This is a genomic window from Erythrobacter sp. A6_0 (assembly GCF_017744235.1).
In the GTDB taxonomy this organism is placed as follows: domain Bacteria; phylum Pseudomonadota; class Alphaproteobacteria; order Sphingomonadales; family Sphingomonadaceae; genus Qipengyuania.
Window position 1 is genome coordinate 911,011 of record NZ_JAGHQR010000001.1, and the last position, 12,357, is coordinate 923,367.

Genomic DNA, 12,357 nt, shown 5'->3' on the forward strand with positions numbered 1-12,357 from the left:
TCAGGACTACCCCTTCGATGCAAACACTGATGCAGCATTATCGCGGTTCGCTGATCTTCACGGCCATCTGTCTGGCACTCGGCGTCTGGCTCGGCTTCGAGCAGGGCCAGGGCTGGGTCGGCATGCTGGAACTGATGTGGATCGTGGTGGTCCTCTCGATCCTCGAAATCTCGCTGTCCTTCGACAATGCGGTCGTCAACGCCACGGTGCTGCGCGACATGAGCGAGAAGTGGCAGTGGCGCTTCCTCACCTGGGGTATCGCAATCGCGGTGTTCGGCATGCGGATCGTCTTCCCGCTCGCCATCGTGGCGATCGCGGCCAATCTGGGGCCGATCGACGCGCTGAACCTCTCGCTGAACGATCCCGAACGCTACGAGGCGATCGTCAGCGGCGCCCATATCGGCATTGCCGGATTCGGCGGTGCCTTCCTGACGATGGTGGGCCTCAACTTCTTTTTCGACGCCGACAAGGACGTTCACTGGATCGCAGTGATCGAGCGATTCCTGGTCAAGGTTTCGGTGGTGAAGGCGGCTGAAATCGGCCTCCTTCTGCTGGCGCTCTATCTCATCTCGCTGATGCTGAACGATGCCGATGCCCTGACCTTCCTCGTCGCGGGCATTCTCGGGCTCGTGACGTACCTGGTCGTCGACGCGATCGGCACTCTGCTCGACCGCGCGGACCAGAAGAAGATGGCCGAAGGCGCGGTGCGTTCGGGTCTGGGCGGCTTCCTCTATCTCGAAGTGCTCGATGCGAGCTTCTCGTTCGACGGGGTGATCGGGGCCTTCGCGCTCACCAACAACATGCTCGTCATCGCATTGGGTCTGTCGATCGGGGCGATGTTCGTGCGATCGATGACGATCCATCTGGTGCGCGCGGGCACGCTGGCCCAGTACCGTTATCTCGAAAACGGTGCGTTCTGGGCGATCATCGTGCTGGGTGCTATCATGCTGCTGAGCGCGGTGTTCCACATCCCCGAAACGATTACTGGCCTCTTGGGCGCTACGCTGATCGGCATCTCGCTCTACTGGTCGATCCGGCACAATCGCAAATATGGCGATAGCGAGGCCGAAGCCGTCACTCTGCCTCCGTCCGCCTGAGCCGCTCCGCCACCGGCGCCGCGACCACCAGCTGGAACAGGTGGTAGAGTAGCAGCGGCACGACCACGAAGCCGGCGATGTCGGGTGCGAACAGGATCGTCGCGAGTGGAACGCCGACCGCCGCGCTCTTCTGCGCGCCCGCGAACAGGAAGGAGACGCGGTCCTTGTGCGGCAGGTGGAGGGCCCCGCCCAAAACCCAGGCGCCGATATTGGCGGCGAGCAGAAACGCGGCGACGAGTCCTGCCAGCACAACCCAGCCCAAAGAATCGACCCGGCCCCAGATATTCTGTTCGACCGCGCCGGAAAACGCGACATAGACGGCCAGCGCGATCACGAAGCGGTCGATCCATATAATCTTGGGCTGATGGCGCGCGATGAACTGCTTGGTCCACCCCTGTACCAATTGCCCGATCGCAAACGGAAGCAGCAGGATCAGCGCGATCCGCTCCGCCGTCTCCCACCCGATGGCGCCTTCGCCCGATCCCCCCAACAGGATGAAGATCGGCACGGTCACGAACACGCCGAGGATGTTGAGCAGGGCCGCCGAGATGACCGACATGCCGACATTGCCATGCGCGATCGAGGTGTAGGATGTCGCCGACTGGACGGTGGATGGAAGGGCGCCGAGATAGAGAAAGCCGACCGCAATCATCGGCGGCAAAAGCCCGGCACCCAGTTTTTCCATGCCCCATCCGACCACCGCCATACCGACGAAGACCCACAGGATCAGCGGGATGAGGAAGCGCCAATTGCGCAGGCCGCGCGCGATCTCGCTACGCGCGATCCGCATGCCGTTGAGCAGGAACAGCACGAACACCGCCGCATTGGCCACGCCTGTCGCGATTGGCTGGCCCGCTTCTCCCACCGGCAGGAACGCGGCGAGCGCAACGGCCCCGGCCAGCAGTTTGAGCATCGGATCGGACAAGACGGAGCGCAGAGCCATGGGGAGGCCCCTGCCTCGCGCCGCATCGCTTGTCGAGCCGCAGCGTCAGCGAAGTCGTGCAAGCCGGGCCTGAAGCCGCTGGCGCACCGCGTCGTCGTCCGTCGTGGCGATAACGGCCCTGATCGCAGGCGCGTAAAGCGGTTGCACGCTATAGGCCTGCAACGCGAAAATGCGCGCATTCTCATCTTCGCCGGATCGTCGGGCAATCTCGCTACGCAGCGTCAGCACCGCCGAATCGCGCCCGGCCCCGTGCGCCAGCGCGCTGTCGATCATCGCGGCTGCATCCTCCAGATCGCCGTCGCGCACCAGCCAATCGCCATACAGCGCCGCCGCCATCGGTTCGCGCGTACCGCCCGCCAGGAACGCGCGGAGAGTGGCGCGCGCTGCTGCCTGGTCGCCGATCCGCTGATAGGCCGCGATCAGCCGCTTCACGAGCGGCCAGTCCATCCGCACCTGAGCGGCCTGACGATAGGCAGCGATGGCCGCGTGGGTCTCGCCATTGGCGAGCAGCGCATCACCCAGCAGGTTCTGCGCGTCGCTCGATCCCGGCATCCGGCGTGCGAAAAGGCGAGCCTTTTGCGCAGCATCCTCCGCCTGACCGGTCGGCAGCACCGCCCTCAGATGATCGCGCAGCATCCGACCCGTACGCACATCGGCATAGCGGACCGCTTCGAGAGGCCGCACGCCGGGCAGTGGAGTTAGCGCGAGATTGGTCGGCCGGGCAGCGGCGTCGAGATATATCGCCGCCTCCTCACGCCGATCGAGCGTTTCGAGCGCCTGGCCTACCAAGGTCTTGATATACGGATCGGATCGCGCGGCCTGCTGCTTGAACCTGGCCACCAGCTCGCGCTCTCCTCCGCTCATCGAAAGCGCCTTGGCGAGAAGTTGGGCGACCTGGCGATTGTCCGGCTGGATCGCGGCGAGCCGATCGAACGTTTGCGCCGCACTGGCGTAATGACCGACCTCCAGATCGAGGATACCACCCAGCATCTGGCCTGCGGGCGTATCGCGATCCTGTTCGGGAGCCCGCAGATAAAGGTCGCGGGCCAGCGGAAAATCGCCTCCGCGCGCCGCGATCACTGCCTGAAGGTAGAGCAGGCGCGGTGCCTTCGGCGCGATCTGCGCGACGTCCCTCAGAATGGCGAGCGCCTCCTTGGCGCGGCCGATTTCGCCCAGAGCAGCCGCATAATCCGTCATCAGGGCAGGATCGCCAGGTCTCACCTCGAGCGCCCGTTCTAGCCAGGGCAGAGCGGCGGACGGGCCGAACGCGTCGCGAACGAGCTGGGCGCGGAATTGCAGGGCGGCGGCATTTTGCGGGTCAAGCGAAAGCGCGCGATCCGCTGCTTCGATGGCCTGCACCTGCTCGCCGCCGCGATAGCGCAAATGGCCGATATCGACCCATAGATCCGAATTGTCCGGCGCGACCGCCAGGGCGCGATCGAACGCGGCTCCGGCGGATGGCAGATTGCCATCGCGGATTTCCAGGCGCCCCAGCATGCGATAGCCGTGCAAAGCCGTTGCAGGCGAGAAGCCATCCGGTTGCAACCAGCGCCGTGCCTTCGCGAGATCTCCCTGGATGAGTGCGGCTTCTCCCAGATAGGCGGCCAGATCTTCGGGCGCGCTCTGCGTTTCCAGCAAAGCGCGCAAATCCTCCTCGGCGGCTATTCCATCGCCCCGGGCAAGCGCCTGTTGCGCCCGCTCGAAGCCGGATGGCGCAGGGGCCGGATCGGCGCATCCAGCCAGCGCGCCCAGAATCCCGAAGGTGCAGAAAACGGCCAGCAGGCGCCGCCGGATGTCAGGGCTGAAGATCATAATGCTTGAGGAGATCGTAGAGCGTGGGGCGACTGATCCCAAGCAGCTTTGCACTGCTGGAAATATTGCCTTCGCTGCGCGCCAGAGCGCGGCGGATGACCTTGCGATCGGCTCGCTCACGCGCGGATTTGAGATTGAGCGGCAATTCGGAGCTGTCGCCATCGGCTCCGTCGAGATCGAGATCCTCGGCAGTGACCAATTTCGCATCCGCCATGATGACTGCGCGCTTCACGCGGTTTTCGAGTTCGCGAACATTGCCCGGCCAGGCCCATTCGTCGATCGCAGCCAGCGCATCGGTCGCGAACCCTTTGACAGCCGGATTCATCTCCGCAGCAAAGCGAGCCAGAAAAGCCTTCGCCAGCAGCACCGCGTCGCCGGTCCGTTCGGCCAGCGCCGGAATTTTCACCACGATTTCGGCCAGACGATAGAACAGGTCTTCGCGAAACGTGCCGTCCGCGATCATCCGATCGAGATCCTGGTGCGTCGCGCACACGATCCGCGTGTCGACGGCAATCGCCTTGCGGCCACCGATGCGCTCGATCGTGCGTTCCTGCAGGAACCGCAGCAGTTTGACTTGCAGGACGCGCGGAATGTCGCCGACCTCGTCGAGGAAGAGCGTGCCGCCATCGGCCTGCTCGATCTTGCCCTCAACGGTTCGGATCGCGCCGGTGAACGCGCCCTTCTCGTGACCGAACAATTCGCTTTCCAACAACGTTTCGGGGATGGCCGCGCAGTTTATGGCGATGAAGGGCCTTGCAGCGCGATTGCTGCGTTCGTGCAGACCCTTTGCAAGCAATTCCTTGCCCGTTCCGCTGGCGCCGAGCAGCATGACCGATGCACTGGTGGACGCGACGCGTTCGATCATGCGCACCACTTTGAGCATTTCGGGTGCGGCGGTGATCATGGTGCCGAGCACGGTGCGATCCGCTCCGACGCTTGCCGCCAGGCGGCGGTTCTCGGCCTCGATCCGATGCAGACCGAAAGCGCGCCTTACGATCAGGCCCAATTCGTCGATATCGACCGGCTTGGCGTAGAAATCGTAGGCTCCGCGCTCGATCGCCTGCAGCGCGCTTTCGCGCGCATCGTGGCCGCTGGCGACGATGACCTTGGTATCGGGCTTCATGGCCATGATCGCATCGAGCACGGCGAAGCCTTCGCTGGTTCCATCCGGATCCGGCGGAAGACCGAGATCCAGGGTCACCACCGCCGGCGAGTGCAGTCGCAGGGCTGCGAGCGCTTCCTCGCGATCGGTCGCTTGAACGACCTCGAAATCTTCGTAAGCCCATTTGAGCTGAGCCTGCAGACCGCTATCGTCCTCGACGACGAGCAATTTGGGTTTCTGCGGTATTGTCATGCCGCACTCTCGTGCAGTCGGTCGGCATCGTTCATCAGGGTTTCCAGATCCGCGATCGGGAAATCCATGGTGAAACGGGTGCCGACGCCTTCGCGGCTTTCGACATCGAGCCTGCCGCCCATGCCGCGTATGGCTGCCTGCGCCTCATGCGCGCCAATGCCGAAGCCGCCGGATTTCGTCGAGAAGAAGGGACGGAACAATTCGTTGCGGATGAACTGCGCGCTCATCCCTTCGCCCGAATCCGCGATCGAGACCGAACAGCGAAGCCCGTCATTGCGGGTCTCGATCCGAACCGGAGTTCCTGATGCGCTCGCATCGATGGCATTCTGCGCTAGATGGGCGACCGCCTGTTCGAGCGTTTCGAGATCGCCCATGACCGGGCAGGGGCCGTTATCCGAGAGCTGGATGGTGTGCTGGGCACGCAGACGTTGGGCTATCCTGCGCGTCAGTTTGGCAAGGTCGATCCGCTCGCTGGCGCTGGCCGTTCGCGCGCCATAACGGCCCAGCCTCGCGATCAGAGCGTCGAGCTTGTCGGTGCTGTTGCGCAACGTCGTCAACATATCCTTGCGGAATTCGGGGTTGTCGGCGTGGCGTTCGGCGTTGCGGACCAGCAGGCCCATCTGGCTCGAGAGATTTTTTACGTCGTGCATCACGAAGGCGATGCGGCGATTGAATTCATCGAACCGGCCCACTTCCTCCAGGGCTTCCTGCCCGGCTTGCTCCGCAAGATAACTGGCCACCTGGCAGCCCGCGATGCCGAGAAGATCGTAATCCTCCCAATCGAGCCCACGATTCTGCGCCGGGCGAGCCAGAACGACGAGGCCGACGAGCCGATTGCGAAGAACGAGCGGAATACCCGCCCAGGCGCGCACATCCTCGACAAGCCATTGCGGCACATGCTCCGCTTCCCCGCCATGGGAAATACCGTGTCGCACCTCGTCGAATTCGAGAATGAACCGAGTCTGTTCGAGAATACGCACCAGCGCGAGCGGAGCGGCTGGCGTGGGAATATCGGCGTCGGGCCAGTTCCACTCGCTTTCCAGGCGCAGAACGCCGTCCGCATCCGGAGTAAACAGCAAGCCACCGGGACTATCGGCGATGTCGGCCAATGACTGGATCGCTCGCTGCTTCAATCCCTGCCCTGAATCGCGTTCTCGCCCGATCGTCTCGGTGAAACGAATCCATTCGCTGCGATAATCGTAGCGATGACGGAAAAGATGCTTCAGCACCAGAACCCGCACCTTGCGTCGCCACGCTTGCGAGGGAAGCCACAGAATGGCCAGAGCCGCAGCGGCGAGCAGGAAGGCGACTTGCACGACGCGGCTCACATCGCCCGGCATCGCCAGGAATTGGCGCGATGCGAAAACCAGGACGACGACGAAAGCGCCAAAGGCCATCAAAACGATGCATTGCAGCGTAAATTCGCGCGAAGGACGCAAGCGCAGAGCGGTCGTGGCCGTCGATGCCGAACGGGCGAAACCGATCGCAACCATCAAGGCAAGCGACAGAGCCACAAGCGGACGCAGACCTTCGAGCACCGCATGTGTATCCGACGTCAACCATCTCGCGAGATGGTAATTCAGCGCGAAGCCCCACCACAGGACAAGGCCACCAGCACTCCAGGCGATGACTCCGCGATGCGCTGAATTCGTCTTGGCAACGAGATCGTGCAACAGAACCAGCGTACCCAGAGACAACAGAACGCGAAGGATAGCGACCGTATGTGTGGCCGATCCACCAAAAACGTCGTCGAAGCGAAGCAGCAGTAGCGGGGCCTGCAGCAGCTCGACGAAGGCCAGCACGGTCACGACCGTTCGTACCGAAAGCAGCCCTGCGTTGCGCCTGTCGATCGCGAAAAGGCGGTAGAGGACGAAGATCCAAAGAAGATTGCGGATTATGCCGATCCCCTGCACCGCGGGATAAGAGGATCCGAGCGCGGCCGAGGCTCCGCACCAGATGGCCGTGATTGTCAGTGCAGCGATGCTGGCCGTGCGATCGGGGCGGCGAAGAGACCCGATCCGCGCGACAGCGACAGCTGCCATCGCACATCCGAGGGCAGCGATCGCATAAGCGAGGAAGAACAGCACCCCCTCCAGCATTTAACGCGCCCCGTCCGGCCACAGGACCACGCGAACGGTCTGGAGGAGGATCAGGAGATCGAGGAAGGGGGAGTAGTTCTTGGCGTAATAGAGATCATATTCGAGCTTCTGGCGAGCATCCTCGGTCGACGCGCCATAGGGGTAGTTGATCTGCGCCCAACCGGTAATGCCCGGCTTCACCATGTGCCTTTCGGCGTAATAGGGCAGCAGATCTTCCAGTTGCGAGACGAATTGCGGACGCTCCGGGCGCGGGCCGACGAAGCTCATCTCCCCTTTCAGGACGCTCCAGGCCTGGGGGATCTCGTCGATCCGCACCGTGCGGATGATGCGCCCGATACGGGTTACTCGGGGATCGTTCTCACTGGCCCATTTAGGCCCGTCCTTTTCAGCATCCTGCCGCATCGATCGCAGCTTCACGACGTCGAAATGCTGCCCGTAAAGCCCGACCCGCGTCTGGCGGTAGAACACCGGGCCCGGGCTTTCGAGCTTGATGAGGATTGCGAACAGCACCAGCACCGGGAAGGCCAGCACGAGCAGGAGGAGGCTCACGACGACATCGAAAATGCGCTTCGAAATCGAGGACAGGAACTGGGTCGAGGAGAATCCGTCGGAAAAGATCAGCCAGCTGGGATTGAGCGTGTCGAGATCCACCCGTCCGGTCTCGCGTTCGATGAAACCGCTGAAATCGATCACATGGAGACCGCGTGTCTTGACGCGCAGTAGGTCTTTGACCGGCAGGGAATTTCGCCGCTCCTCCAGCGCCAGAACGACCTCGCTGGCGCCGATATCATCGACGAAGCGGCCGAAATCGGTGATGGAGCCACGTGGGCGAGCGTCGGGCACCACCGGCTCGGCGTCATTCATGGCGATAAAGCCTGCCACGCGAAAGCTCCCGCCCTTGCGGCGTGCCAGCGCCCTGATCCGCTCCGCCCGCGTTCCCGCGCCGAGCACGAGAACGCTTCGCTGGAAGGTCGAAGTCCCCAGCATCGGCCCCAGGATCAGCCGGTTGAGAACCAGAAGCAGAATTGCGATCGCCATCGCGTAGAGCAGAACCGAGCGCCAGAAGGTCTCCCCCTGCATCACGAAATCGAGCAACGACACCCCAATGACGCCTAGGCTGACTGCGACGAGAAGCCGTGCAACGGCGAAGCGCATCGAACGGAGCGCTTCGGCACCGTAGCTTCCAACCCCGATCAGCGCCGTCATCACGATCGCTGCGAAAACGAGTATGGCGACCGCCCGTTCAGCGAAAGGCTGGCTGCCCGCGCCGATCTGATAGATGCGCAAATCCCACGCCAATTCGCCCGCCAGAATCAACAGGGCGAAATCGACGATGCCGAGCAGGATTACGGCATGGGATACGTAGTGTTTAAAAACTCTGATCATCGTTCGATCGCGAAGGTCGCTCCGGCTTGGGCCCCGTGCCTGGGGCTGTCCTATAGATCGAAGCGATGAACTGTCGGTAAACTTTACACCGAACTCCAGCCCTCGACCTCCCGACGCCTGAAACGCAGAACGGGGCCGCCGGTCGCCCCGACAGCCCCGTTCGGATCAGGATCGGCGAAGTTTACTCGCCGTTGACGGCATCCTGTGCCGCATCGCCCACCTGGTTCGCGGCTTCGCCCACCTGGTTCGCCGCATCAGCGACTGCGTTGTCCTTGGCGATTTCCGCGCCGCTTTGCTGCGTGAAGAACCACACGCCGACCGCGACGAGCAGCACGAGCACGAGCAGAAGCGCGATCTTGCCACCCCCGCCGCCCCCGCCGCGCGTGTCGTGGGTCACAGTCGTATGGGTGTTGCCCTGCGGATCGGTGGTGCGGGTTTCAGTGATACGGTCATCGGCCATGTCTTATTCCCTGAAGCAATTGAGCCCTGAATTATTCAGCCTCTAACGTCGTTTTCTGAACCGGGTTCCCCGCTGCGCGCGAATTCGAACGGGGTCGCGCTGTGCTGCAGTGGGTCGAACGCCAACGCGCGCCCGCGCGGAGGAAAAGAGCGCTGACGGCAATCGGCGACGAAGCAGCCGCGACAGCCCGGACCTATCCAGTCCGCTTCTTCCTGTCGGAGCGAATGACCGCGCGCCTGCGCCAGTTCTCCGGCCAGTCCCGCATCGATGCCCAGCACAATGGAAAAGCGCGACTCACCCTGTCCGCCGCTGGCACCGACGATCCGGGCCATCGTAAACCAGTGGGATGGGCCTGCCCCGCCTGCGCCACCGGGTTGCAACCTTACCGATTGGCACAGGAGTTCCGAAGGCCGTTCGAACGCGCGGGCCGCGATCCAGAGAGGGCATGAATGTTCGCCTTCGAGAAAGGTCGCAACGCTCGCGCCCGCGAAACGCTTCGAAATCTGGCCCGCCCGGTCGATCCGCGCCATGAAGAAAGGCAGCCCGCGCTGACCGACCCGTTGCAACGTCGTCAGCCGATGGGCCAGCTGTTCGAAGCTTACGCCGAACCGGCGCTGGAGGACAGGCAGATCGTACCCTGTCGCATCGCAGGCACGCAGGAAGCGGCCATAGGGCATGATCAGCGCTGCGGCGACATAGGCATCGAGATGGCGCGCGAAGAAGCGGCGCGCCGTCTCGTCCTCGAACGACGCGCCCTTGGCAAGCGCGTCGATGTCTTGGCGCATTTCAAGCCGGGCGAGTTGGAGAGCCAGCTGGAAGACGCGCGATTCCGGGCCGAGCATTTCCGACAGCTGTATCTGGCGCGCATGCAGATCGAGGCGGCGGCGGGCATCGGGAAGGACTTCGCGCGGCAGGATGCGGACCGAAAGCTGATGCCGTTCGCGCAGGCGCTCCGTCAGCGCGGTCCCGATATCGCCTCGGCTGAGACGCATCTCGTCGGCGAGATGTTCGGCCGCGCTGTCGAGATCGGCGAAATGGTTGCGCCAGCGCTCGATCTCGCGGCGCGAGGCGACCAATGGATCGTCGCGCTCGGCTGCGGCGCGCGGTGCGTTGTCGTAAAGACGAGCGAGCGCAGCAGCGGCGTGCGGCGCGGCGGAGAGCAATTCGTCGACCTCTTCGCGATCGATCGCGAGGTCCGAGAAACGCTCGTCGGCTAGACGCCGCATCAGGCCATCGACTCCGCCGATGCTTTCATCTTCGCGCAGGGATCGCGGATCGAAGGCGAACACTTCGACCAGTTTCACCATCACGCGCGCGCTGACGGGCCGCCGGTTGCGCTCAAGCAGATTGAGATAGCTTGCCGAGATATCGAGGCGGGTCGCCATGGCCCCTTGTGTCAATCCTTCGCGCTTGCGCAGGCGGCGGAGGGCGGGTCCGGCAAACAAAGACTGATCGGCCATTTGTAAAATACCTTACAACTTTACAGGCGATCATGGCTGAACGCGCTCACCATCACAAGATAGTTTGTAAGTTTTTCTCGTTTTCCCGCCGCAGGGATGGCATCTCGATCCTCACAGACACCGGAGCAGACCATGACCTACCAGAATTCGATCCAGTCCATCGACAAGACCATTCAGCAGAACGGCGCGCCCTGGAATGCCATCGACAGCGAGAGCGTTGCTCGTATGCGCCAGCAGAACCGCTTCCCCACCGGGCTCGACATCGCACGTTACACCGCGAAGATCATGCGCCAGGACATGGAAGCATATGATGCCGATCCGGCCGCCTACACCCAATCGCTGGGTTGCTGGCACGGGTTCATCGCGCAGCAGAAGATGATCTCGATCAAGAAGCATTTCGGCAGCACGAAGCAGCGTTACCTCTATCTTTCGGGCTGGATGGTCGCCGCTCTGCGCAGCGAATTCGGGCCCCTGCCCGACCAGTCGATGCACGAGAAGACCAGCGTGCCTGCCCTGATCGAGGAACTTTACACCTTCCTCAAGCAGGCCGATGCGCGCGAACTGGGCGGCCTGTTCCGCGAACTCGATGCGGCGCGCGAAAAGGGGGACGAGGTCGAAGCGCAGCGCATCCAGCACGCGATTGACAATTACGAGACGCATGTCGTGCCGATCATCGCCGATATCGATGCCGGGTTCGGCAATGCCGAGGCGACCTACCTCCTCGCCAAGAAGATGATCGAGGCAGGCGCCTGCGCGCTCCAGATCGAGAACCAGGTGTCCGACGAAAAGCAGTGCGGCCACCAGGACGGCAAGGTCACCGTGCCGCACGAGGACTTCCTCCAGAAGATCCGCGCCATCCGCTACGCCTTCCTGGAAATGGGCGTCGAGGACGGGATCATCGTGGCGCGTACCGACTCGCTCGGTGCCGGGCTGACCAAGCAGATCGCCTACAGCACCGAGCCGGGCGATCTGGGCGACCAGTACAACGCCTTCCTCGATTGCGATGAGGTCGATCCCGCCAACATCACCAACGGCCAGGTCTTCATCAGCCGCGATGGCAAGCTGATGACGCCCAAGCGCCTGCCCAGCAATCTCTACCAGTTCCGCTCCGGAACGGGCGAGGACCGCTGCGTGCTCGACTGCATCACCGCGCTCCAGAATGGGGCCGACCTGCTGTGGATCGAAACCGAGAAGCCGCATATCGGCCAGATCGGCGGCATGGTGAACCGCATCCGCGAAGTGATCCCGAATGCGAAGCTGGTGTACAACAACTCGCCCAGCTTCAACTGGACGCTGAACTTCCGCCAGCAGGTCTACGATGCCTGGGCCGAGGAAGGTAAGGATCTCTCCGCCTATGATCGCGATCGCCTGATGAGCGTGGATTACGATGGCACCGATCTGGCCCAGGAAGCCGACGAGCGCATCCGCACCTTCCAGAAGGACGCGGCGCGCGAGGCGGGAATCTTCCATCACCTGATCACTCTGCCGACCTACCACACGGCGGCGCTCAGCACCGACAACCTCGCCAAGCGCTATTTCGGCGAGGAAGGCATGCTCGGCTACGTCAAGCAGGTGCAGCGCGAGGAAATCCGCCAGGGTATCGCCTGCGTGAAGCACCAGAACATGGCCGGCTCCGACATCGGGGACGATCACAAGGAATACTTTGCCGGCGAAGCGGCCCTGAAGGCCGGCGGCAAGGACAATACGATGAACCAGTTCGAGGCTGCCTGACAGGCAGACCCGGGG

Annotated in this window: 9 protein-coding genes; 2 read left to right on the forward strand and 7 right to left on the reverse strand. The window is 63.1% G+C overall.

All coding sequences use genetic code 11. The features are described 5' to 3' along the window. Window positions 1–17 precede the first annotated feature (17 nt). The gene (locus J7347_RS04555) at window positions 18–1,097 is read left to right on the forward strand and encodes a DUF475 domain-containing protein (RefSeq protein WP_067679222.1); all 1,080 of its coding nucleotides are present in this window, start codon (window positions 18–20) and stop codon (window positions 1,095–1,097) included. Here the strand turns inward: J7347_RS04555 and J7347_RS04560 are convergent. From J7347_RS04560 to J7347_RS04590, 7 genes are all read right to left on the reverse strand, one after another. Next, window positions 1,075–2,040 carry a bile acid:sodium symporter family protein gene (locus tag J7347_RS04560; protein WP_209160990.1) on the reverse strand — a complete coding sequence of 322 codons (966 nt, stop codon included), beginning with the start codon at window positions 2,038–2,040 and terminating at the stop codon, window positions 1,075–1,077. The two genes, J7347_RS04555 and J7347_RS04560, sit on opposite strands and share 23 nt — an antisense overlap. 45 nt (window positions 2,041–2,085) lie before the next feature. Beyond that, entirely contained in the window at window positions 2,086–3,852 is a 1,767-nt protein-coding gene (locus J7347_RS04565) for a tetratricopeptide repeat protein (RefSeq protein WP_209160991.1), read from the reverse strand. Next, entirely contained in the window at window positions 3,836–5,206 is a 1,371-nt protein-coding gene (gene prsR, locus J7347_RS04570) for a PEP-CTERM-box response regulator transcription factor (RefSeq protein ID WP_209160992.1), read from the reverse strand. The genes J7347_RS04565 and prsR overlap by 17 nt, the downstream gene beginning before the upstream one ends. After that, window positions 5,203–7,305: an XrtA/PEP-CTERM system histidine kinase PrsK gene (prsK, locus tag J7347_RS04575; RefSeq protein WP_280635660.1), complete on the reverse strand. Its 2,103-nt coding sequence runs from the start codon at window positions 7,303–7,305 to the stop codon at window positions 5,203–5,205. The genes prsR and prsK overlap by 4 nt, the downstream gene beginning before the upstream one ends. Further along, window positions 7,306–8,691: a TIGR03013 family XrtA/PEP-CTERM system glycosyltransferase gene (locus J7347_RS04580; RefSeq protein WP_209160994.1), complete on the reverse strand. Its 1,386-nt coding sequence runs from the start codon at window positions 8,689–8,691 to the stop codon at window positions 7,306–7,308. Between the two features lie 181 nt (window positions 8,692–8,872). After that, window positions 8,873–9,151 carry a hypothetical protein gene (locus tag J7347_RS04585; protein ID WP_067679195.1) on the reverse strand — a complete coding sequence of 93 codons (279 nt, stop codon included), beginning with the start codon at window positions 9,149–9,151 and terminating at the stop codon, window positions 8,873–8,875. 35 nt (window positions 9,152–9,186) lie between these two features. Beyond that, complete coding sequence (locus J7347_RS04590) at window positions 9,187–10,611, reverse strand: short-chain fatty acyl-CoA regulator family protein (RefSeq protein WP_209160995.1); 1,425 nt, start codon at window positions 10,609–10,611, stop codon at window positions 9,187–9,189. A gap of 132 nt (window positions 10,612–10,743) precedes the next feature. Between J7347_RS04590 and J7347_RS04595 the strand changes: the two genes are divergently transcribed. Beyond that, window positions 10,744–12,342 (forward strand): isocitrate lyase, encoded by a 1,599-nt coding sequence (locus J7347_RS04595; protein ID WP_209160996.1) that lies wholly within the window; start codon window positions 10,744–10,746, stop codon window positions 12,340–12,342. Window positions 12,343–12,357 lie beyond the last annotated feature (15 nt).